The organism is Streptosporangium sp. NPDC001559, from assembly GCF_042893955.1.
Classification (GTDB): Bacteria; Actinomycetota; Actinomycetes; order Streptosporangiales; family Streptosporangiaceae; genus Streptosporangium.
The window spans coordinates 17,978-39,186 of record NZ_JBIAVG010000001.1; the positions used below are offsets into that span (position 1 = coordinate 17,978).

21 protein-coding genes are annotated in these 21,209 nt (G+C 71.6%); 11 read left to right on the plus strand and 10 right to left on the minus strand.

The window, feature by feature from the left end; translation table 11 throughout:
* Window positions 1-19: 19 nt before the first annotated feature.
* On the minus strand, window positions 20-697 hold the full coding sequence (locus ACFYY8_RS00070) for a nitroreductase family protein (RefSeq protein ID WP_390035536.1): 678 nt from the start codon (window positions 695-697) through the stop codon (window positions 20-22).
* Between the two features lie 127 nt (window positions 698-824).
* Between ACFYY8_RS00070 and ACFYY8_RS00075 the strand changes: the two genes are divergently transcribed.
* On the plus strand, window positions 825-1,307 hold the full coding sequence (locus ACFYY8_RS00075) for an Lrp/AsnC family transcriptional regulator (protein WP_390035538.1): 483 nt from the start codon (window positions 825-827) through the stop codon (window positions 1,305-1,307).
* Between the two features lie 173 nt (window positions 1,308-1,480).
* On the opposite strand, the gene ACFYY8_RS00080 is transcribed toward ACFYY8_RS00075, so the two are convergent.
* Complete coding sequence (locus tag ACFYY8_RS00080) at window positions 1,481-2,596, minus strand: YeiH family protein (RefSeq protein WP_390035540.1); 1,116 nt, start codon at window positions 2,594-2,596, stop codon at window positions 1,481-1,483.
* The gene (locus ACFYY8_RS00085) at window positions 2,596-2,754 is read right to left on the minus strand and encodes a hypothetical protein (protein WP_390035542.1); all 159 of its coding nucleotides are present in this window, start codon (window positions 2,752-2,754) and stop codon (window positions 2,596-2,598) included. The genes ACFYY8_RS00080 and ACFYY8_RS00085 overlap by 1 nt, the downstream gene beginning before the upstream one ends.
* Window positions 2,755-2,889: 135 nt before the next feature.
* Between ACFYY8_RS00085 and leuE the strand changes: the two genes are divergently transcribed.
* The 8 genes from leuE to ACFYY8_RS00125 all read left to right on the plus strand — a co-directional run bounded on the left by leuE (window position 2,890) and on the right by ACFYY8_RS00125 (window position 9,728).
* Window positions 2,890-3,564 carry a leucine efflux protein LeuE gene (gene leuE / locus ACFYY8_RS00090; RefSeq protein ID WP_390035544.1) on the plus strand — a complete coding sequence of 225 codons (675 nt, stop codon included), beginning with the start codon at window positions 2,890-2,892 and terminating at the stop codon, window positions 3,562-3,564.
* A gap of 128 nt (window positions 3,565-3,692) precedes the next feature.
* Entirely contained in the window at window positions 3,693-4,328 is a 636-nt protein-coding gene (locus ACFYY8_RS00095) for a VC0807 family protein (protein ID WP_362909688.1), read from the plus strand.
* Window positions 4,329-4,395: 67 nt separating this feature from the next.
* Window positions 4,396-4,869, plus strand: a complete 474-nt coding sequence (locus ACFYY8_RS00100) for a TspO/MBR family protein (RefSeq protein WP_390035547.1) — start codon at window positions 4,396-4,398, stop codon at window positions 4,867-4,869.
* A gap of 239 nt (window positions 4,870-5,108) precedes the next feature.
* Window positions 5,109-5,738, plus strand: coding sequence for a DedA family protein (locus ACFYY8_RS00105; protein ID WP_390035549.1), 630 nt, complete (start codon window positions 5,109-5,111; stop codon window positions 5,736-5,738).
* A 258-nt stretch (window positions 5,739-5,996) separates the two neighbouring features.
* On the plus strand, window positions 5,997-6,824 hold the full coding sequence (locus tag ACFYY8_RS00110) for a DMT family transporter (protein WP_390035551.1): 828 nt from the start codon (window positions 5,997-5,999) through the stop codon (window positions 6,822-6,824).
* Between the two features lie 10 nt (window positions 6,825-6,834).
* A complete protein-coding gene (locus ACFYY8_RS00115; protein ID WP_390035553.1) occupies window positions 6,835-8,043 on the plus strand; it encodes a glycosyltransferase in 1,209 nt (402 codons plus the stop codon).
* The gene (locus ACFYY8_RS00120; protein WP_390035555.1) at window positions 8,040-8,759 is read left to right on the plus strand and encodes a DUF998 domain-containing protein; all 720 of its coding nucleotides are present in this window, start codon (window positions 8,040-8,042) and stop codon (window positions 8,757-8,759) included. Before ACFYY8_RS00115 ends, ACFYY8_RS00120 begins: the two co-directional genes overlap by 4 nt.
* Before the next feature lie 36 nt (window positions 8,760-8,795).
* Complete coding sequence (locus tag ACFYY8_RS00125) at window positions 8,796-9,728, plus strand: acyl-ACP desaturase (RefSeq protein WP_390035557.1); 933 nt, start codon at window positions 8,796-8,798, stop codon at window positions 9,726-9,728.
* 60 nt (window positions 9,729-9,788) lie between these two features.
* Here ACFYY8_RS00125 and ACFYY8_RS00130 read toward each other — a convergent pair whose 3' ends face one another.
* Window positions 9,789-11,024, minus strand: coding sequence for an NAD(P)/FAD-dependent oxidoreductase (locus ACFYY8_RS00130; protein ID WP_390035559.1), 1,236 nt, complete (start codon window positions 11,022-11,024; stop codon window positions 9,789-9,791).
* A 165-nt stretch (window positions 11,025-11,189) separates the two neighbouring features.
* Here ACFYY8_RS00130 and ACFYY8_RS00135 point away from each other — a divergent pair, with 165 nt between their 5' ends.
* Window positions 11,190-13,868: a PEP/pyruvate-binding domain-containing protein gene (locus ACFYY8_RS00135; protein WP_390035561.1), complete on the plus strand. Its 2,679-nt coding sequence runs from the start codon at window positions 11,190-11,192 to the stop codon at window positions 13,866-13,868.
* 5 nt (window positions 13,869-13,873) lie between these two features.
* Here ACFYY8_RS00135 and ACFYY8_RS00140 read toward each other — a convergent pair whose 3' ends face one another.
* A complete protein-coding gene (locus tag ACFYY8_RS00140) occupies window positions 13,874-14,806 on the minus strand; it encodes a phosphotransferase family protein (protein WP_390035563.1) in 933 nt (310 codons plus the stop codon).
* A gap of 76 nt (window positions 14,807-14,882) precedes the next feature.
* Between ACFYY8_RS00140 and ACFYY8_RS00145 the strand changes: the two genes are divergently transcribed.
* Window positions 14,883-15,818 (plus strand): carbohydrate kinase, encoded by a 936-nt coding sequence (locus tag ACFYY8_RS00145; RefSeq protein WP_390035565.1) that lies wholly within the window; start codon window positions 14,883-14,885, stop codon window positions 15,816-15,818.
* 6 nt (window positions 15,819-15,824) lie between these two features.
* On the opposite strand, the gene ACFYY8_RS00150 is transcribed toward ACFYY8_RS00145, so the two are convergent.
* The 5 genes from ACFYY8_RS00150 to ACFYY8_RS00170 all read right to left on the minus strand — a co-directional run bounded on the left by ACFYY8_RS00150 (window position 15,825) and on the right by ACFYY8_RS00170 (window position 21,102).
* Window positions 15,825-17,027, minus strand: a complete 1,203-nt coding sequence (locus ACFYY8_RS00150; protein WP_390035567.1) for a cation:proton antiporter — start codon at window positions 17,025-17,027, stop codon at window positions 15,825-15,827.
* A gap of 91 nt (window positions 17,028-17,118) precedes the next feature.
* Window positions 17,119-17,424, minus strand: a complete 306-nt coding sequence (locus tag ACFYY8_RS00155) for a hypothetical protein (RefSeq protein ID WP_390035569.1) — start codon at window positions 17,422-17,424, stop codon at window positions 17,119-17,121.
* Between the two features lie 8 nt (window positions 17,425-17,432).
* The gene (locus tag ACFYY8_RS00160) at window positions 17,433-18,611 is read right to left on the minus strand and encodes a DUF418 domain-containing protein (protein ID WP_390035571.1); all 1,179 of its coding nucleotides are present in this window, start codon (window positions 18,609-18,611) and stop codon (window positions 17,433-17,435) included.
* Between the two features lie 128 nt (window positions 18,612-18,739).
* Window positions 18,740-19,636 (minus strand): alpha/beta hydrolase, encoded by an 897-nt coding sequence (locus ACFYY8_RS00165; RefSeq protein WP_390035575.1) that lies wholly within the window; start codon window positions 19,634-19,636, stop codon window positions 18,740-18,742.
* Between the two features lie 71 nt (window positions 19,637-19,707).
* Window positions 19,708-21,102: an NAD(P)/FAD-dependent oxidoreductase gene (locus tag ACFYY8_RS00170; protein WP_390036901.1), complete on the minus strand. Its 1,395-nt coding sequence runs from the start codon at window positions 21,100-21,102 to the stop codon at window positions 19,708-19,710.
* Window positions 21,103-21,209 lie beyond the last annotated feature (107 nt).

A 21,209-nucleotide genomic window follows, 5' to 3' on the forward strand; every position in this document is an offset into this window, starting at 1 on the left:
TTCCGCCTCCGCGCGCCGTTCACTCCTCGCCGAGCACCTGTGACAGCGGTTTACGGGTGAGATCGGGAACCTCCGCGTCGTGGGCCGCGTAACCGACCGGGAACAGAATGTAAGGTCGTTCGCTGCCGGGACGCCCGCAGATATCGGTCAGGAACGCCATCGGGTTCGGGGTGTGGGTGAGCGTCGACAGACCCATCTCGTGCAGCGCGGCGATGAAGAACCCGCACGCGATGCCGACGCTCTCGTTGACGTAGTAGTGCTTGACCCGGGTGCCGTCGGGGCGGACGCCGTACTTCTCCGCGAAGCAGACCACCAGCCACGGCACCGTCTCCAGGTAGCCCTTGTCCGAGGTGGTCTCCAGGTGGGCCAGGGCCTCGCGCCACTCGGCGGTCAGCCGGCCACCCTCGTAGTTCTGCCGCTCCTCGGTCTCGGCGGCCTCCCTGATCCGCTTCCTGGTCTCCGGGTCGCCGACGACGATGAACTTCCAGGGCTGCTGGTGTGCTCCGGACGGCGCGGTGTTGGCGGCCCTGATCGCCAGCTCCACGCACTCGCGGGGCACGGGCTCGTCACTGAAGAAGCGCACGCTCCTGCGCCGGTCCATGTGCTCGTAGAACCTGCGGCCCCGTTCCACCATCTCGGCCTCGGGGTACCGCGTGGGCCGGTAAGGAATGAAAGGGTGGGAATGCTCGCGTGCCATTTCTCCTCCATCTTTGCCGTATATGCCATATATGCAGGCGTAGTGTGATTGGCAGTCCCAGACTGGGCAACACACCCGCCGTTTCACTGCCAGATCGTCAGTGAAGGGCACGGCGCGCACTTCGGAGGTGGACAGATTGGCAGCACGGCGGAACGGCCTGGACGAGCTCGACCGCAAGGTGCTCCACCTGATCAGGGAACGCCCGAGGACCGGGCTGCTGGAGATCTCCCGTCTCCTCGGCGTCGCCAGGGGCACCGTCCAGGCCCGCCTCGACCGGATGGTCACCGACGGGGTGATCACCGACTTCGGCCCCAACCTCTCCCCCCGCGCGCTGGGGTACCCGGTGCAGGCCTTCACCACTCTGGAGGTCGAGCAGGTCTCCAGGGCCGAGATCTCCGCCGCTCTCACCGCGATCCCCGAGGTCCTGGAGGCCCACATCGTCACCGGCCCCGGTGACGTCTGGTGCCGGATCGCGGGCCGCGACCACGAGCACATCCAGGAGGTCATCGACGAGACCCTCACGATCCCCGGGGTACGGCGCAGCAGCACGGTGATCACGTTGTCCACGGTCGTCCCGCACCGGGTCCAGCCCCTGGCCGACCGCGGCTGAGACGCCGGTTCCCGGGAACAACCGCCTCCTCCCCCGCCCGGCGGTCCGGAGACGAGCATGCCGGCGACGCCGTGTGACACGGAGGCGGACCGCCGAGCCGTGGACCGGGCCGGAAGGTCACGACAGGACGAACGGCGGGCCGTCGCGACGGCCCGCCGTACCGGACTCCGATCTCAGGAGGCGCTGAACCCGCCGAACAGCGCCAGCGCAAGCCCGAGGGCGACGACCACGTTGACCAGGGTCGCGGCGGCGAAGACCCCGACCGGACGCCAGCCAGCCTCCCGCAGCGAGGCGACCCTGAACTCCAGGCCGATGCTGACGAAGGCCAGGATCAGGAACCAGACCCGCAGGTCGTTCACCTCCCCGATGACCGCCTTGGCCTGCGTGACGGCGACCGTGCCCTGCCACCAGGTGGCGATCACCGAGGCGGCGACGAAGCCGAGCACGAACTTCGGGAAGCGCCGCCAGAACTCGCCGAGACCCGGCCCGCGCGTGCCGGGGCGCCGCTCGACCCGGAAGGCGAAATAGGCGGTCAGCCCGATGGTCACGACGCCGATCAGCGCGTTCTGGGTGACCTTGACGATGCTGGCGACCGCCAGCGCGTTGTCGCCGACGATCGCGCCCGCCGCCGTCACCGCCGCGGTGGTGTCGATGTTGCCGCCGATCCACGCCCCGGCGACCTCGTCGCTGAGCCCGAACACGCCCGCGAGCCAGGGCAGGACGAAGATCGAGGGCAGCGCGAAGGCGATCACCAGGCTCGCGCTGTAGGCCAGCTGTTCACGCCTGGCCTGTACGGCGCCCGCCGCGGCGATGGCCGCGCTCACCCCGCAGATCGAGACCGCGGCCGACAGCAGCGCGCGCAGCCGTTCCTCAAGACCCAGTTTGCCGCCGAGCCACCAGGTGAACAGGAACACCGAGGTGATCAGCACGATCGCCTGGACGATCGCGGGACCGGCGGCCGTGACGATCACCCTGAGGTTGATCGAGGCGCCCAGCAGGACCAGGCCGGTCTTGATGAAGAACTCGGTCCTGAAGCCGCCGGACAGGCGCTCTCGCACCCCGGCCAGGGTGAGCACGGCGTTGCCGACCAGCCCGATGACGATCGCGTAGACCGGGTACTCGACGGTGGCCGCGATGCTCCCGAGCGGGGTCCCCTTGAGCAGTTCGGGGACGTTCTGGTCCAGATAGCGGGTCGCCGCGGCAAGCAGCAGCACGACCAGGACGCCCGACAGCGCCCATCCGGCGCCGCCCTGACGCCGGGACACGACGTTCGTCTCCTCGATGCTCATCAGGGCACCAGCCCTACGGGGATCACACCGACGAGGACCAGTGCCAGCAGCACCAGGCCCACGATCGTGGCCGCCCAGTCCTCGTTGACCGCCGTGCGGCCCTCGCTCTCCACCGGGGTTCCCGTGGGGGTCTCCGCAGGGGGATCGGTCTCGCTCATCTCACGACCTCACTCGTCGTCCGACGTCACCCCCGAGTCATTTCCATGGTAATTCGATAGGGATTAAAGGTAAAGCGGCACGAAGCGTGACGGTAGCGTGTGACGGGTCACGTAACGTCCCCCTGGAGCACGACCATGTTCTTCGGCATAACCGACATATGGACTTATGTCCTCGGTGCCTTCTTCATCATCCTGTTGCCCGGCCCGAACTCGCTCTACGTGCTCACCACCGCCGCGCAGCGCGGCGTACGCCAGGGATACCGCGCGGCCGCCGGGGTGTTCATCGGCGACAGCGTCCTGATGGTGCTCGCCTCCGCCGGGGTCGCCTCACTGCTGAAGTCGACACCGATCCTCTTCAACGTCGTCAAGTACGCCGGCGCGGCCTACCTGGCGTGGATCGGCTTCCAGATGCTGCGCGGCGCCTGGCGCTCCTGGCGGACGTCACAGGACGCCCAGGCCGTACAGGCCGCCGGAGGGACGACGCGGACCGCGTCCCGGCGCGGCGGGGAGAACCCCCTGCGCAAGGCTCTCGTGATCAGCCTGATGAACCCGAAGGCGATCCTGTTCTTCATCTCCTTCTTCATCCAGTTCGTCGACCCGGCCTACGGCATGCCCGCGCTGTCGTTCCTGATCCTGGGCGTCATCTGCCAGGTGTTCAGCATGCTCTACCTGTCTCTGCTGATCTTCGGTGGAACGTTCCTCGCCGCCCAGTTCAGGACGCGCCGCAAGCTGGCCGCAGGGCTGACCACCGGGGTCGGCGCGCTCTTCCTCGGCTTCGGCGCGAAGCTGGCCACGGCCTCCATGGGCTGACGTCTCCCGGCCCCGGCGGGACGGCTCGGGCACTCACCCGGCTCGGATACGGTGAATCGCCGTCCGGCACGGGAGTCTCCGCCGTCCCCCGACCCGAGACGTCCGGCGGCCATCCCCTGGGGAGCGTCATGAGCCATCCGCCCGTCGTCCTGCCCCGCCTCACCGCCCTGGTCCGGCAGGCCGTGCCCAAGCTCCTCGAAGGGGTGGTCGCCCCCCTGGCCGTCTTCTACGCCGCTCTGGCCGTGCTCGGGCTCAACGGGGCCCTGATCGCGGCGGTGAGCTGGGTCTACGCGGGGGTCGGCTGGCGCCTGGTACGGCGGGTCAGGGTGCCGGGGACGATGGTGCTGGCCGCCATCGCCATCACCGTGCGGGCGCTGCTCGGGCTGTGGAGCGGAAGCGCGGTGGTCTACTTCCTCCAGCCGGAACTGGGCACCATCTGCATCAGCATGGCCTTCCTCGCCTCGGTGCGGCTGAACCGGCCCCTGGCGCAGAAGCTCACCCTCGACTACATCCACCTGCCCTCCGCGGTGCTCAGGCACGAGCGGGTTCGGCGGTTCTTCGCCCGGATCACCCTGCTGTGGGCCTTCGTGCTGCTGGCCAACTCCTCGGTGAGCATCTGGCTCCTGCTGCACGAGTCGATCGGCACCTACCTGCTGGTCCGCACCGGCGTCGTCGCGCTGATCAGCGGTCTCGCCGCGGCCGTCTCCGTCTACGCCTTCCGTCGCGTCCTGCGCCGCCTGCACCACGACCCGGCCCCCGCCTGAGCGTTTCCCTCCCCGCCGGGGAAACCGTCCTCGTCTGAGCCACGAAGACAGGGGCAGGGAGGACCTCATGGACATCGCGGAAAATCCGAAACGCTGGCTCGTGCTGCCCATTTTCATCCTCGCCCTCGCCCTGGTCGCCACGGCCGGGGCGCTGGCGGCGGGAGACGCGGGCGGGGAGTACCTCATGCTCGACCGCCCCGCGTGGGCACCGCCGCGGTGGCTGTTCGGTCCCGCGTGGACGGTGCTCTACATCATGATCGCGCTGTCGGGCTGGCTGGCCTGGTCGGCGCGCGGCCTGACCCCCGCGCTCGGTGTCTACGCCGTCCAGCTCGTCCTCAACGCGCTCTGGACCCCGCTGTTCTTCGGCGCCCACCTGTACGGCGTCGCCTTCGCCGAGATCGTGGTGCTCTGGGGAACGATCGTGGCCACCGTCGTCATGTTCCGGCCGATCAGCCGCCCCGCCGCCTGGCTGCTGGTGCCGTACGCGCTGTGGGTCACCTACGCGGGCGCGCTGAACCTGGCCGTCTGGCTGATGAACTGACCCCCGCCGCCGCGGGATCTCCTGCCGGAACAGGAGGGCACATGACGAAAGTAGGGGGTCACCACGACCGAACGCGGGATGTGCCGACCGCCTTCTGCTTCCTAGGGTCGAGATGACGCGCCCCTGAGGGGCCCTCAGGGGGCGCTCCCCGAAAGCTCGGGGACTCCCCCTGATGCCCGACATGCGGGCCGCCCGGCACCGTGCTGTGTGCGGTTCCCGATACCTACAGGAGTGCGGCTGTGACACAGGCCATCCTCGACGCCGTCCACCAGGCGATGTCCTCGCCGTGGATCTATCTGGCGCTGTTCGCGCTGGCCATGCTCGACGGCTTCTTTCCCGTGGTCCCCGCGGAGACGGCCGTCATCACGGCCGGTGTCTTCGCCGCCTCGACCGGCGCGCCCAGCCTGTGGCTGGTGATCGTGGTCGCGGCGCTCGGAGCGTTCGCGGGCGACCACATCTCGTACGCCATCGGACGCACGACCAACAGCCGTCTGAGGGGCGGAAAGCGCAGCGGTAAGGCGATCGCCTGGGCGGAACGGGCCCTGGCCGAGCGCGGCGGGCTGGTCCTGGTCGTGGCCCGTTACATCCCCGCGGGCCGGACCGCGTGCACCCTCACCATGGGCGCCGTCGCCTACCCCCGGCGTTCCTTCGCCCTCTTCGACGCCCTGGCCGCCGTGTCCTGGGCGATCTACTCGGGGCTGATCGGCTTCGTGGGCGGCGCCGCCTTCGAGAACGACCCGATCAAGGGGCTGCTGCTCGGCCTCGGCATCGCCCTGTCGATCACGGCGGTGGTCGAGGTGGTCCGCTTCACCCGGCGGCGCCGTACGGCCGAGCGGCGCGAGCGGACCGCGGCCGGGGTCCGCGACTGACCCCTACCTCCTTTCCCCCGCGCCGGCGGGGAGGGAACTCCGTCACCTCGGAGAAGGCCCGTCGCCCCGGCCACGAGGCCCTGACGCCCCCGAGCCCGACCCCGGGGAATTCCCCGGGGAGTCAGGGAGAACCCCGATGGTTCCGGGGTCCGTGCCGCGAGACGCTGCCACTGGTTCACCGGAAGACCCCAACCGGTCGCCTCCTTGAGGTGTCTCGGCCATCTCGCCATGTCTTCATCTGCAGTGGAAGGAGTGCGCATGACCGTGTTGGCCGTCGGCCTGGCGTTGCTGGGATCGCTGTTCTTCGCGCTCGGAGCCGCGTTGCAGCAGCACGAGGCGGCCGGTGCGGAACGGCCCACGATCGGCCGTCTGTTCCGGCGCCCGCGATGGCTGCTCGGCGGGCTGTCCATCGGGATCGGAACCGGCCTGCACGTCCTCGCCCTGAGGTACGGCCCGCTCACCGTCGTCCAGCCGATGGGCGTGGCCAGCCTGCTGTTCGCCCTGCCCTGCGCCGCCGCCCTCGGCGGTCGCAGGCCCACGTCCCGCGAACTGTCCGCCGCCGCGGTGATCGCCGTCGGGCTCGGCGGCCTGGTGCTGGTCGTGCCCCAGGGCACCGGAGACCCCCACCTGAGCACGATGGGGGTGGTGGCCCTGCTCGCGGGGGCGGCCATCACCGCCCTGGCCCTGTGGGCGGCCTCCCTGCGGACTCCGCCGGCGGGACGGGCCGGGCTGCTCGCCATGGCCGCGGGCGTGCTCTACGGAGCGACCGCCACCCTCACCAGGGTCCTGGTCTACGGCGACTGGAACCTCTGGCTGGTACTCGCCGTACCGCTGCCCTGCCTGGTCGCGCTGGTCCTGCTGCAGCGCGCCTACGCCGTCGGCCACTTCGGCGTCGCCTTCGCCGCGCTCCAGGTGGCGGACCCGCTCACCGCCGTCGTCTTCGGGGCCCTGCTGCTCGGCGAACCGCTGCCGACCGGAGCGGTGAGCACGCTGACCGCGCTCGCCGCGGCCTGCCTCACCGCCGCGGGCACGGTCGCACTGGCCCGCACGACCCCACTGTCCCCCAACGTCCGATTAGATCGATGAAGGAGTATCGATGGTCACCTCAGCCGCCCCGATCCTCGCCCCGTCCCCCCTTCCCCAGAGGCCGAGACGGGTTCTGATCGCCACCGACACCTACCCGCCGGACGTCAACGGCACCTCCTACTTCACCCACCGCCTGGCCTGTGGCCTGGCCGGACGGGACAACGAGGTCCACGTGATCTGCTGCTCCGACGAGGGCCCGGCCAGGACCGAGTCCCTCGACGGGGTGACCGTGCACCGGCTGCGCTCCGCCCCGCTGGTGGTCCACCCGACCATGCGCGTCTCCCTCCCCTCCAGGCTCGACCGGCTGGTACGGCACATCGCCCCCGACGTGCTCCACGTCCAGGGACACTTCGTGGTCGGCAGGGCCGCGATCTCGGCGGCCAGGCGCGGCGGCGTCCCGGTGGTCGCGACCAACCACTTCATGCCCGACAACCTCTTCCAGTTCGCGCACGTCCCCGGGCCGCTGCGGGAGCAGGTCGCCCGGCTGGCCTGGCGCGACTTCAACCGGATCTTCTCCCGTGTCGACCGGGTCACCACGCCGACCAGGATCGCCGCCGGGCTGCTCACCGGCCGGGGCTTCACCCGCTCGGTCGAGGCCGTCTCCTGCGGCATCGACCTCGCCCGCTTCCACCCGCACGCCGAGCCCAGGGCGTGGGCGCGCAAGGCCTTCGACCTGCCCGACCGGGACACGGTGCTGTTCGTGGGGCGTCTGGACGAGGAGAAGCGGCTTGAGGACCTCGTCCGCGCGCTGCCGTACGTCCTCAACGAGACCGACGCGCAGATCGCGTTGGTCGGCACCGGCGGGCAGCGGGCGACGCTGGAGCGGCTGGCGCACCGGATCGGGGTCGGCGACCGGGTGATCTTCCTCGGTTTCGTGCCGGACGAGACGATCCCGCAGGTGTACGCCGCGGCGGACGTGTTCGCGATGCCCAGCATCGCGGAGCTGCAGAGCATCGCGACGCTTGAGGCCATGGCGACGGGCCTGCCGGTCGTCGCCGCCGACGCGATGGCCCTGCCCCACCTCGTACGGCCCGGCGAGAACGGCCACCTGTTCGCCCCCGGCGACGTGCGGGGGCTGGCCAAGCACCTGGGCGACCTGCTGCGCAGCCCGCAGGCACGCGCCTCCATGGGCGCCGTGAGCCGCTCGATCGCGCTGACCCACGACCACCAGGCCTCCCTGGCCAGGTTCGAGGCGATCTATCAGGAGGTGGCGCGGTGAGCGCGGGCGCCCTGGGCAGGGGCGCCGTCGGCACGGGAAAGGAAAGCGGAGGAGGCGTGAACGAGGAGAACGCGGGCACGCGCGCCGTGTGGCGCTGGCCGGGGGTCGCGGCGGCACTGCTGGCCGTCGCCGCGACGCTCTACGCGCACGTGGCCGCGGGCCAGGTCGATCCGATGACGACGTTGATCAGCGACTACGCGCTGCTGGGCGCCAGTGCCCCGGCGATGGTCCTCGGCACGATCGCGCTCGCCGTCGGCTCGGTCTGGGTCTCCTACGGCCTGGCCCGGGTGGACCCGGCGCGCAGCGCCGCCGCCCGGGTGCTGTTCCTGGCCGGGGCCGTCGGCCTGCTGCTGACCGCGGCCTTCACCACGGACACCGCCTCCGGGGCCGTCTCGGCGGGCGGGGAGATCCACCGCTGGTCGGCGGCCGTGGTCTTCACCGCGCTGCCCTGCGCGGGCTGGCTGCTCGGCAGGAGGTTCAGGAACCCGCTGCTCTCGGTCGTCAGCGTGCTCTCGGTGGTACTCCTGGCCGCCTTCCTGGCCGCCCACCCGGGCTCGCTGGTCTCCTCCCTCATCGAGGGTCCCGGCTACTACGGTCTGCTCCAGCGCCTGCTGGTGCTGAGCGACGCCCTGGTCGTCCTCCTCGCCGCCCTCGGTCTGGGCGGCAGAGGTGAGACATCTCGCGTACCCACCCTCGGGGTACCTACGCTAACGTAGGTTACGGTTCCGTAGTCTGTGAGGGAGAAGACCGCAATGCGCGAGTTCAGCCAGACCGAGCTGTTGCTTGAGCTTGAGCCCGTCGTCGCCGGGGAGCTGGACCGGCATCACAAGGTGGCGAAGGAGTGGTTCCCCCACGAATACGTCCCGTGGTCCGAGGGCAGGGACTTCGACGGCGTGCTCGGCGGCGAGGCCTGGGTCGAGAACGACTCGAAACTGCCCGAAGAGGCGCGCGTCTCCCTCATCGTCAACCTGCTGACCGAGGACAACCTCCCCAGCTACCACTACGAGATCGCCACCGCATTCGGCCGCGACGCCGCCTGGGGCACCTGGGTGCACCGGTGGACCGCGGAGGAGGCCCGGCACGGCGTCGCCCTGCGCGACTATCTGACGGTCACCCGCGCGGTCGACCCGGTCGCCCTCGAACGCGCCCGCATGTTCCACATGGAGGAGGGGTTCACCAACTCCTACGAGGGGGTGCTCCACTCGCTGGCCTACGTCTCCTTCCAGGAGCTGGCCACCCGCATCTCGCACCGCAACACCGGCAGGGCCTCCGGCGAGCCGAACTGCGAGCGGCTGCTGGCCAGGATCGCCGCCGACGAGAACCTGCACATGCTCTTCTACCGGAACCTTCTCGACGCCGCCTTCAAGCTGGCCCCGAGCCAGACGATGCGCGCCGTCACCGACGTGGTGACCACCTTCCAGATGCCGGGAACCGGCATCGAGGGCTTCAGCCGCAAGGCGATGATCATCGCCAACGCCGGGATCTACGACCTGCGCCTGCACATTGACGACGTCCTCATGCCGGTGCTGCGGCAGTGGGCCGTCTTCGACGTGAAGGACCTCGACGGCGAGGGCGAGAAGGCCCGTGAGGAGCTCGCCGAGTTCCTCGCCCGTCTGGAGGTCTCCGCCTCCCGCTTCGTCGAGCGCCGCGAGGCCCGCCGCGCCCGCGAGGCCGCCCGTTCCTGAACCTTCTCGCGCCTTCCGCCGGGGGCTCGGGAAGCGGCCCCCGGCGAAAGGACGCGCGGATCAGGGCTTCGCCAGGTCCGCGAGCGGGACCCCGGGGTCGGCGAGCCGCCCGGCGTCCACGGCGACGCCCGAGCGGATGAGGTTCTGCACCGGGCCGATGCCGTCGTCCCACAGGTTGACGTGCATGCCCGCCACGACGCGGCCCCCGCTGAGCCAGAAGGCGTAGAAGGCCTGCTCCTCCCGCTCGCCCCTGACGACGACGGAGTCGTAACCACCCGGCTCGAACCAGCCGGAGAACTCCATGCCCACGTCGTACTGGTCGCTGAAGAAGTAGGGCGGCCTGTCGTAGACGACCTCCTGGCCCAGCATGGACCTGCCCGCGGCGAGGCCGCCGTTGAGCGCGTTGGCCCAGTGCTCGACGCGGACACGGGTGCCGTACAGGGGGTTGAAGGCGTTGGCCACGTCACCGGCCGCGTAGACGTCGGGGTCCTCCGTGCGCAGCGCGGCGTCGACCAGGACGCCGTTGTCGACGGACAGACCGGACAGTACGGCCAGCTCGGCGTTGGGCCGCACGCCCACGCCGACGATCACGACGTCGGCGGGGATCTCCGCCCCGTCGTCGGTCGCGACGGCCCTGACACGCCCGTCGCCGAGGACACCGGTCACCTGGCGGCCGAGCCTCAGGTCGACCCCGTGCCGCCGGTGCAGGTCGGCGAAGAAACCGCCCATCTCCGGCCCGAGCGCGGCCTGCAGCGGCACCGGGCGCGGCTCGACGACGGTCACCTCGCAGCCGTACCCGCGGGCCGCCGCCGCCGTCTCAAGGCCGATCCAGCCCGCTCCGACGACGACGACCCGGCCACCGCCCTTGATCGCGTCGCGGAGCCGCTGTGAGTCTCCGAGGTCACGCAGGTAGTGCAGGCCCTCAAGTCCGGCGCCGGGCACGTCGAGACGGCGCGGGGAGGCGCCGGTCGCGAGCAGCAGCTTGTCGTAGCCGATCTGCCCTCCGCCGTCCAGCTCCAGCCTGCGCGCGCCCCGGTCGAGGTCGGTCACCTGGCTGCCGGACACCAGTTCGACGGAGTGCTCGCGGTACCAGGCCTCGTCGTGGACGTAGACCTTGGCCTTGTCCTCCTTGCCCAGGAGGTAGCCCTTCGACAGCGGAGGACGTTCGTAGGGCGGCTCGGACTCGGCGCCGACAAGGGTGATCCTGCCGTCGAAACCCTCCTCCCGCAGGGACTGGGCGGCCTTCGCGCCTGCGAGGCCCGCCCCAACGATGACGTACGTCTGCTCGGTGGTCATGCTCCTCTTCTTATCGGATTACCGCCCCGCCATCGATCGGTTGACGTGATCCGCCCCGGCGGCGTTCCCCTTTATTTCATCACTTGTTGACTTTCTGGTCGTGCCGACCTACGTTTGCGGAGGAAAGACACCGATCACCGCCCGTGGCCTTGTGGAGGCTCGCCGATGTCCGCCAGCCCGCTGATCCTGCCGTTCTCCGACATCGGGGCGGAGGCTCTCCCCCTGGCAGGCGGCAAGGCCGTCAACCTCGGCGTGCTCACCAGGGCCGGTTTCCCCGTCCCGCCCGGGGTCTGCCTCACCACTCGGGCCTACCGCGCGGCCACCGAGCGGGCGGGCCTCGGCGACGTGCTCGACGCGCTGGCCACCACCCCCGCCGGGGACGTCACGGCCCTGAACGAGCTGGCCGCCAGGGCCCGCGCCCTCGTACTCGCCGCCCCGGTGCCCCCCGAGGTCGCCGAGGCCGTACGGCACGGCGTGCGCGGCCCCGGCGGTCCCGCGGGCCCGGTCGCCGTGCGCTCCTCCGCGACCGCCGAGGACCTGCCGCACGCCAGTTTCGCCGGGCAGCAGGACACCTACCTCAACGTGGTGGGCGAGGAGGCCGTGCTCGACGCGGTCAGGCGCTGCTGGGCCTCGCTGTGGACCGACAGGGCGGTCGCCTACCGGGCGGCCAACGGCGTCGACCACCGGTCCGTCCTGCTGGCCGTCGTGATCCAGGAGATGGTCTCCTCCGAGGTCGCCGGGGTGATGTTCACCGCCAACCCCGTCACCGGCAGGCGGCACGAGGCGGTGATCGACGCCGGTCCCGGACTCGGCGAGGCCGTGGTCTCCGGCTCGGTCAACCCCGACCACTTCGTGGTGGACATCGTGACCGGCCGGATCACCGGGCGGCGCCCCGGCGACAAGCTGCTGGCCGTGCGGCCGCTGCCCGGGGGCGGCGTCGAGCGTGTCGGGCTCGGGGACGGCACGGGGTCGGCCTGCGTCACCGACGACCAGGTCAGGGCGCTGGCCGCGCTGGGCGGACGGGTCGAGGAACACTACGGGAGCCCGCAGGACACCGAATGGGCCATCGACGCCGACGGCGCGCTGTGGCTGACCCAGTCGCGACCGATCACCACCCTCTTCCCCGTCCCCGAGAGCGCCGCGGCGCGGGCGGAGGGCGGCCCCCGGATCTACTTCTCCTTCAGCGTCGCGCAGGGCGTCTACGCGCCGTTCACCCCGATGGGCGTCTCGGCCTTCCGGCTGATCTCCTCCTCGATCTCGGCGCTGGCGGGGAACCCGGTGGCCGACGTGACCGCCGGGGCCCCGCAGCTGACCGAGGCGGCCGGGCGGCTGTTCCTCGACGTCACCGGCGTCATGCGCGGGCGGGCCGGCCGTACGGTCGTGCCTCGGCTGCTGGACGTGATGGAGGCCAGGTCGGCGGTGGTGTTGCGCGGCCTGTTCGACGACCCCCGCTTCGGGGTGACCCGGCGCTCAGTACTGCCCGCGCTACGGCGGGTGCTGCGGATCGCACGCCGCTTCCGCGTCCCCTCCAACGTCGTGCGGGCCGTACTGAGCCCCGAGGCCACGCGGGGGCGGGTCGAACGCCTCAGGTCACGGCTGCGGGCCGAGCTGGCGCCGCTGCCGGAGAGCGCCACCCCGCTTGAGCGGCTCGACCGGGTCGAGCGCACGCTGAGCGCGCGGACCGTCCCCCTGCTTCCCCGCATCGTGCCCGGCCCCATCGCCGGGTTCGCCATGCTGGGCCTGGCCGCCCGTCTCCTGGGCGGGCGGGCGCGGCCCGGAGAGCTGACGACCGTGCTGCGCGGGCTGCCGCACAACGTCACCACCGAGATGGACCTGGCCCTGTGGCGGCTGGCGGGCCGGATCAGGCGGGACGCCGACGCCGCCGCCCTGCTGCTCGCCGTCCCCGCCGCCGACCTGGCCCGGCGCTTCCACGACGGGACGCTGCCGCGGACGGTCCAGCGGGAGCTGCGGGAGTTCCTCGCGGACTACGGTGTCCGCGCGGTCGCCGAGATCGACCTGGGGGTGCCCCGCTGGTCGGAGGACCCCACGCACGTCCTGGGCGTGCTGGCCAACTACCTGCGCCTTGACGACCTCTCCCAGGCTCCCGACGAGGTGTTCGCCAGGGGCGCCGCGGAGGCGGCCGTCATGATCAGGACACTCGCCGCCCGGGCCGGTGGCCTTCGCGGGCCGCTCGTCCGCTTCGCCCTCGGCAGGGCGCGGGCCCTGGCCGGGCTGCGCGAGCTGCCCAAGTTCCTCGTGGTGACCGTGCTTGCCGCGATGCGCGCCGAACTGGCCGCCGTCGGCGCCGAACTGGCCTCCCGCGGCGTCCTCGACTCCTCCGATGACGTCTTCTTCCTGACGATCGTCGAGGTCAGGGCCCTGCTGTCCGGTTCGGCGGGCAACCCCCGGCCACGTGTCGCGGAACGGCGCGCCCAGGCGGACAGGGAACGGCTGCGCAGGCACCTGCCCAGGGTCGTGCTGTCCGACGGCACCGAACCCGAGGCCGTCGCCACGGCGGAGCCGGTCGACGGCGCGCTGACCGGGACCCCCGCCTCGGCGGGGACGGTGACCGGGACGGCCAGGGTCGTCCTCGACCCCGTCGGGGCCCACCTCGAACCCGGGGAGATCCTGGTCTGCCCCTCGACCGACCCCGGCTGGACACCGTTGTTCCTCACCGCAGGCGGCCTGGTCATGGAGATGGGCGGGGCCAACTCACACGGCGCCGTGGTGGCCAGGGAGTACGGCATCCCCGCGGTCGTCGGCGTCGCCCACGCGACCGAGCACGTCGTCACCGGCCTGCGGATCACGGTCGACGGCACCTCGGGAACGGTGACCCTCACCTGAGGCGCTCATCCGCACAGCACCTCCCCGCACCACCTGAGGCCCGTCACGGCCCGGTCGACCAGCGCCTGGTCGGCGAACTCGTCCGTGCCGAGCAGGCCGAGCAGGGCGAAGGTGTCGGCGGCGTAGGCGGCGACCGTCCGCTCGTCGGCCGGTTCTCCCCCGGCCTGGCCGTACCCCGCGAGCAGCGGCCCCTCCAGCAGGCCGTAGGCCCTCATCCGGCCGAGTTCGGCGGCGGGGTCGCCCATCGTGCAGTTGGACAGGTCGAGCACCGCGACGAGGTCGTCCCCGTGGAAGCACAGGTTCTCCCGGCGCAGGTCCATGTGGAGCAGCCGCAGCGGCGCCCGCCCGGCGCGCTCCCCGGCCACCGCCGTGGCCGCCTCGACGAGCGCCCGGTGCCCGCCGAGGGGGACGCGGGCGGCCAGCGCGCCCACCCGGGTCTCGATGCGCCTGGCCATCGCCTCCGGGGCGCAGTCGGCGCCCAGTCCCGCGCGCCGGGACGCCGGAACGTCCGTCGTGTGGACACGCGCCAGGACCTCACCGAGGCGGCGCAGCCGCGTCTCGCCGAGTTCGGCGACCCCGTCGTCGGGGACGAGGTCCAGGAGCATCCACGACCGCTCCCCCTCGTCCCGGGCGCGCCGCCACCCCCTGAGAGCGGCGACGGGCACGCCCGCCCCGGCGAGAACCCCGTGCGCCAGGACCTCGCGTTCGAGAACGGCCCCGAAGTCGACCGTCCCGTCGTAGGCCGTCGGGGTGACCTCCCGCAGCGGCACCCTGAGCACGAACCGCCGCTCGCCGTCCGCCTCGACGAGCAGCGCGGCGTAGTCGGCGCCCCTGCGCCAGGGCGAGATCACGCACCCCGGCGGCAGCCGGCCGGCCAGCTGCCGGGCCATCCGCCCGGCGAGCCGCTCCTCGTCGGGAATCTCCAGACCGCGCAACACGACGTCCCCCCTGTCCCCGTTCCCCGCCCGATTGTAAGAATCGGCTCGGTGGGTCGCCTCGGGAAAGGACCGTCACGTGTCCCGTGATCGGATCGCCGTGCTCGGCGAGTGTGTCGCCGACGCCTTCGTCACCGGTGCGGCGCCGGGCGGCGGGCTCGCCCTGCGGGTCCTGCCCGGCGGCGGTCCCGCCAACACCGCCGTGGCCCTGGCCCGTCTCGGCACGCCCGTCCGCTTTCTCGGGCGGATCTCCCGTGACCCCTTCGGGGAGCTGTTCCGCGCCCACCTGGACGCCTCCGGCGTCGATCTGACCGGCTGCGTGAGCGCGGCGGAGCCCAGCGTCCTGGCCGTCGCCACCCTGGACGAGGCGGGACGGGCCGCCTACTCCTTCCACGCCGAGGGAGCGGCCGACTGGCGGTGGAGTGCGGCGGAGCTGACCGGCGAACGGGTCGGCGACGCCGTCTGCCTGCACACCGGCTCCCTCGCCCTGGTCCACGACCCCGGGGCAGGGCGGATCGAGGAGCTGCTCGCGCGGGCCGCCGCCGGGGCGACCGTCTCGATCGACCCCAACGTGCGGCCGGGCATCGTCCCCCTCGAACGCTACCGGGAGGCGATGCCCCGCTGGTGCGCGCTGGCCGACGTCGTCAAGCTGAGCCTCGACGACCTGGAGCTGATCCGCCCCGGTGAGACGGCCGAGCACGCCTGCGACGCCTGGCACGCCGCGGGCGCCCGGCTGGTCGTCGTGACCCTCGGTCCCGGGGGCGCGCTCGTCTCCCTGGACGGCCTGCGTGTGAGGGTGCCCGCGCCCGCCGTACGGGTCGTGGACACCGTCGGGGCCGGTGACTCCTTCACCGCCGCGTTCCTGCACCGGCTGCGCGCGGACGGCCTGCTCGGCGGGCGGCTCGACGCCCTCGACCTGGACGCGGCCGGGCGGGCGGCGGCCTTCGCGGCCGGGGCCGCCGCCCGTACCTGTTCGGTTCCCGGAGCCGACCCTCCGTGGGCAGGCGACCTGTGAGCCTCGCTAGCTCCTCGGTCCCGTGGAGAGGGCCTCGGCCCGTTCGCGCCCGCCGGGCAGCAGGCGGGCGAACCACTCCGAGCGGCTGGCGATCAACGGCCCGAACAGGGCGAGGATGAGCACGTATCCGGCGATGAACGGCGCGAGCCTGCCGTCGAGGCCGGCGGCCGCGGCCATGGTCGCCAGGACCAGGGCGAACTCCCCTCTGGAGAGCACGGTCAGTGAGATGTTCACCGCCTGTGCCGCGCCGAAGGAGTTCATCCTGGCGGCCAGCGCCCCCGCTGCCACGTTGAGCACCAGGGTGAGCACGACCGCGATGGCGACGGGCCAGGCGACGGAGAGCATGTCCCCGGGCTCGATGGACAGGCCGAACGCGAAGAAGAACAGGGCCGCGAAGGCGTCCCTGAGCGGATGGACGAGCCGGCGGATGCGCGGCGCGACCTTGGTCGAGCTGAGGATCAGGCCGATCATGAAGGCCCCGATGGCGTCGGAGACGCCGAGTTCCTCCGCGACGCCCGCGGTGAGGATCGCCAGTCCGGTGAACATCACCACGAGCAGCTCGTCGTCCTTGGTGGTCACGAGCTTGTCGACCAGCCGGGTGCCCCACCTGGCCAGCGCGGTCAGCGCGATCAGGAAGGCGAAGGCCTTGCCGAAGGAGAGCGCGGCGGCCGCGAAGGAGTCGGCACCGCTGAGCACAGGCTGCAACACCGCCAGGTAGAGGGCGAGGAAGATGTCCTCGACCACGATGATTCCCAGGATGAGGCGGCTCTCCGGGTTGCCGATCCTCCCGAGGTCGACGAGCAGCTTGGTCGCGATGGCCGAGGAGGAGATCCCGACCACCCCGGCCAGGACCAGTGCCTCCCTCGTCCCCCAGCCGAGGGTGAACCCGAAGATCAGGCCTCCCCCGACGTTGAGCAGGATGTAGACGGTCCCGGCGAGTACCAGCCTGCTGCCGCCCGCGATGAGACTGTCGAGGGAGAACTCCAGGCCGAGGTAGAACAGCAGGAAGATCAGACCGAGCGTGGCGATGACCTTCAGGTCGGCCGGGTTCTCCACAAGGGCGAGCCCGGGGGTGTGCGGCCCGAAGATGATGCCCGCGAGCATGAACAGCGGGATCGTCGGCAGCCCGATCCGGCCGCCGAGCCTGGCGATGATCCCGGCGGCGAGGAAGGAGCCGCCGAGGGCTATGAGAGCGTCACCCAGTGCCACGGTGGCCTCCTTCCGGCCTGATTCCGGGCATGGTGAAAGCGCATTCGTAGAACATGAAAAAACCTCCGTCGGACGATCTCGATCTGGTGCGTCAGAGATCGCCGGACGGAGGTGCCCGGGGTTCGGACGGGCCGCGCACGGCCCGCGTGACGACGGCGACGGGCGGCCGGGGGCGCAGCCACACCACCCGTGCCGGACCGGCGTGCCGGATCGTGGGCGGAGGCAGGCCGTGCCCCGCCTTGTACGGCGAGGCCGGGGGCAGGATCGCGCCGCTCGCCAGGGCCACGGCGACGCCTGGTTCGTGGCGCAGCCCGTGGTGCGCCTGGAGCGGCGCGTGGATGACGGTGAGCAGTACGAACAGAAGGGAGGCGACCGTGCCGACGACCCTCTTCTGCAAACCGGACCCTAACCCTGAGGCGAATTGTCCGTTATTTTATCATCTGTCACCGTCGTTTCCCGGGCCGGGCGCCATGGCATCAGATACGCCCGCTGCCAGAGGATTTCGAGTGGTCCCCGCTCGAAACGGCGCAGCCACAGCGTGGCCAGCGCCATGAACGCCGCGCAGATGGCCGCCCAGGCACCGACCGTCCACCACGGCCGCAGTTCCTCGAACCGCGTGGCCAGGCCCAGCCCCCAGCCGTAGCAGAGCACCGCCCCCGCCAGGTTCTGGAAGACGTAACAGCTCAGCGCCGTCCTGCCGACGGCCGTCAGCCCCCGGCGCATCCGGCCCTGAACGTCCCCCGCCCTGAGCGCGACCGCCGTCACCAGTCCCAGCAGGCCGAGCGCGACCAGCGGCGGCAGCAGGTAGCGGTCGACCAGGAACCAGCCCTCTCCCGAGAAGGCCGTCAGCAGGTTCAGCGGCACGCCGACGCCGAGCCCGAGGACCATCAGCCTGCGCCGCAGGACGACGCCGCGCTCCGAGTCCTCGAAGACCCCCGCCCGCACCAGGCGGGAGCCGAGCAGGAACAGCACGACGCCCAGCGGGACGATGAACACGGCCTCGAAGCGGTAGGTGCCCATGTTGACGATCCTGGCGGTGACCTGGTCGAGGTAGCCGCCCTCGGCGAACCGTCTCGACGGCGCGGCCCCGGAGGACAGACCGGCGACGCCGTACAGGAGGGCGAGGGTGACCAGGCCGATCACGGCGGTGAACACCGTCCCCGTCGCGATCATCCAGGCCTTGACCACCCGGTCGCTCCTGCCGATGAGGAAGGCCACCAGGACCGAGACCACGGCGTAGCCCATGAGCACGTCGAACTCGAAGATCAGCACGTAGTGGAGCAGTCCCTCGACGAACAGCAGCGCCGCCCGCCACAGGTACCGGCCGGGCCAGGTGACGCCACGCCGTACGGCGGAGCGGTACTGCAGCTCCATGCCCACCCCGAACAGCAGGCTGAGCAGGGCCAGGAACTTGCCGTTGGCCAGGAAGTGCAGGAAGATCTCGGCCGTCCCGCTCCCGGAAAGCGCGTCCATGACCCCGGCCGGCCCCAGGGGGTCGGTGAAGATCCAGATGTTGGTGCCGAGCGTGCCCATGATGGCGATGCCCCTGAGCACGTCGAGCACGTCGATGCGTCGCGTCGTCACCCTTCAACGATCGCCGTCCCGGGCCCGCGGGACATCGTCGCGCGGACCCATCCGTCCGCTACATCGATCTATGTAGCCCCTCCCTCGCTGGGGCGATCTCCAGACCGACAAATCCGGATATGTCGCCCTCAGAGGTGTTCGGCGAGGAACTCCACCGTGGCCTCGACCGCCCGGGAGACGCAGGGCTCGACGTCGTAGAGGTCGGTGTGCCGCCGGGCGTCCACCCAGACGAGTCGCTTGGGCCCCTCCATCCGCCGGTGGACCTCCTCGGCGCCCTCCGGGGAGCTCATCCGGTCGACCACCCCGTGCACGACCAGACCCGGCGTCGGGGACAGGAAGTCGGCGCCGGTCATGTCGTCCACGGTGAGCAGCTCACCCAGGGAGGCCCTGGTGACCCGGTTGCGCCAGTGCGGGCAGGCGCCCCGCCCTGTGCCGTAGTAGCCGAACGGCTCCGGCCCCGGCATGGCCGCCTCGCCCTCCTGCGCCACGGCGGGCAGGTACTCCACCTCCCCGCCCCGGTCCTGACGCTCCATGACCTCGGCGTGGCGGGCCAGCGCCTCCCGGTAACCCGCCCCCATCGTGGCGCGCGCGCCGTACGGATTGCCGTAGGACCCCGCGATGCCCGCGAAGGCCCCGACCCGGGGGTCGAGGGCGGCGAACCTGAGCGCGTAACCCGCGCCGAGGCAGATCCCGACCGCGCCGATCCGGCCGCCGTCCACCTCGGGACGTGAGCGCAGCAGCGAGACCGCGGCCCGCAGGTCTCGCAGCTTGCCCTGCGGATCCTCGTGCCCGCGCGGCGTGCCGCCCGACTCGCCCCAGTTGCGGTGGTCGAAGGCCAGCGTCACGTAGCCGGCCCCGGTCAGCGCCTCGGCGTAGCGGCCGGTGACCTGGCCGCGTGTCCCGGTGAACGGCCCGGTCAGCACCAGCGCCGGACGCGGCCCCGTCCCCGGTCCCGGCCCCTCGGGCACGCGCAGGTCGCCGACGAGCGTGATCCCGTCGGCCTCGAACTCAACCCTCTCGCTCATGCCCCCAGACTGTACGGCTCCGCGAACGTCCCCGGCCCTCGGTCGTGCGCGCCGAGGGCCGGGGACGACGGCTAGGAGTCGAACCCGAGACCCATCTTGTCCAGGGTGCGCAGCCAGAGGTTGCGACGGCCCTGGTGAAGGTCGGCCTGGGCGATCGACCAGCGCGTCATCTGGATCCCGGCGGAGCGGACCGGCTCCGGCGGGAACGGCAACGGCTTCTCCCTGACCATCCGCAGCTCGGTCCGCTCGGTCGATTCGCCGCCGAGCAGGTCGAGCATGACGTTCGCCCCGAACCTGGTCGCGCCGACCCCCATGCCGGTGTACCCGGCGGCGTAGGCCAGGCGTCCGCCGTGCGCGGTGCCGTAGAAGGCGCTGAAACGGCTGCAGGTGTCGATGACGCCGCCCCACCGGTGGGTGAAACGCAGCCCCGACAGCTGCGGGAAGGTCGTGAAGAAGTGCTCGGCCAGCTTGACGAAGGTCTCGTCACGCTGCTCGTACTCCGGCTTGATCCTCCCGCCGTTGTAGTAGACCGCGTCGTAGCCGCCCCAGAGGATGCGGTTGTCCGAGGTCAGCCGGTAGTAGTGGAACTGGTTGGCCGAGTCGCCGACACCCTGCCGGTTGTGCCAGCCGACCGAGGCCAGCTGTTCCTCCGACAGGGGCTCGGTCATCAGCGCGTAGTCGTAGACCGGCACCAGGAAGTGCTTCAGCCTGCGTAGCAGCGGCTGGAACACCCCGGTGCCGAGCGCCACCTTCCCGGCCCTGACCGTGCCGTGCGGGGTGAGCAGCTCCATGTGCGTCCCGGCGTCCCGCATGTGCCTGACCGGCGTGCGCTCGTGGACGCGCACGCCCAGCGAGAGACAGGCCTGTCTGAGGCCCCAGGCCAGCCGGGCGGGGTCGAGCATGGCGCAGCCGTCGCGCTCCCAGTGGCCTCCCACATAGGTGGGCGAGTTCACCTCCGCCCTGACCTGGTCCTGGTCGAGGACGTCGAAACGGACACCCAGCTCCCTGGCGACCTCGACGCTCTGGTGCATCTCCGCGAGCTGCCACGGCTCAGTGGCCACGTGCAGCTCCCCGGTCCGCTCGTAGCCGCAGTCGATGCCGTACCTGGCGACCGTCTCGCCGAGTTCGTCGAGGTTGGTCAGTCCCATGTGTTCGAGGAGGGCGATCTCCTCCGGCCAGCGCTCAAGGCCGTTGGCGATGCCGTGGGTGAGCGTCGCCATGGCGAATCCGCCGTTACGGCCGGACGCCGCCCAGCCGATCTTCTTTCCCTCCAGCAGGACGACGTCCAGCGACGGGTCCCGTTCCTTGGCCATCAGGGCCGTCCACAGCCCTGAGAAGCCGCCTCCGACCACCGCGAGCCCGGCGGTCGTGTTTCCGAAGAGCCGCGGCAGCGGCTCAGGTTTCGCCGGACTGTCGAGCCAGTACGGCTTGCGCTCCGCGTCAGCAAGAGCCTTCAGCGGATCCACAAATCTCACTTCCCTACGGTGAGTCAAAGAGTCTTTGTGTGTGTCGCGGGGCCTTGGGGGCCACGCGCGGGTTCCCCCCGCCTGAGTCCGATCTCGCCTCCCTGTTC

What these genes read in the sequence shown, in the direction of transcription:
- ACFYY8_RS00080 (WP_390035540.1), bottom strand. Translation starts at nt 2,596, where the DNA reads ATGAGCATCGAGGAGACGAACGTCGTGTCCCGGCGTCAGGGCGGCGCC.
- ACFYY8_RS00135 (WP_390035561.1), top strand. Translation starts at nt 11,190, where the DNA reads ATGTCCGCCAGCCCGCTGATCCTGCCGTTCTCCGACATCGGGGCGGAG.
- ACFYY8_RS00070 (WP_390035536.1), bottom strand. Translation starts at nt 697, where the DNA reads ATGGCACGCGAGCATTCCCACCCTTTCATTCCTTACCGGCCCACGCGG.
- ACFYY8_RS00100 (WP_390035547.1), top strand. Translation starts at nt 4,396, where the DNA reads ATGGACATCGCGGAAAATCCGAAACGCTGGCTCGTGCTGCCCATTTTC.
- ACFYY8_RS00130 (WP_390035559.1), bottom strand. Translation starts at nt 11,024, where the DNA reads ATGACCACCGAGCAGACGTACGTCATCGTTGGGGCGGGCCTCGCAGGC.
- ACFYY8_RS00115 (WP_390035553.1), top strand. Translation starts at nt 6,835, where the DNA reads ATGGTCACCTCAGCCGCCCCGATCCTCGCCCCGTCCCCCCTTCCCCAG.
- ACFYY8_RS00095 (WP_362909688.1), top strand. Translation starts at nt 3,693, where the DNA reads ATGAGCCATCCGCCCGTCGTCCTGCCCCGCCTCACCGCCCTGGTCCGG.
- ACFYY8_RS00110 (WP_390035551.1), top strand. Translation starts at nt 5,997, where the DNA reads ATGACCGTGTTGGCCGTCGGCCTGGCGTTGCTGGGATCGCTGTTCTTC.
- ACFYY8_RS00165 (WP_390035575.1), bottom strand. Translation starts at nt 19,636, where the DNA reads ATGAGCGAGAGGGTTGAGTTCGAGGCCGACGGGATCACGCTCGTCGGC.
- ACFYY8_RS00085 (WP_390035542.1), bottom strand. Translation starts at nt 2,754, where the DNA reads ATGAGCGAGACCGATCCCCCTGCGGAGACCCCCACGGGAACCCCGGTG.
- ACFYY8_RS00125 (WP_390035557.1), top strand. Translation starts at nt 8,796, where the DNA reads ATGCGCGAGTTCAGCCAGACCGAGCTGTTGCTTGAGCTTGAGCCCGTC.
- leuE (WP_390035544.1), top strand. Translation starts at nt 2,890, where the DNA reads ATGTTCTTCGGCATAACCGACATATGGACTTATGTCCTCGGTGCCTTC.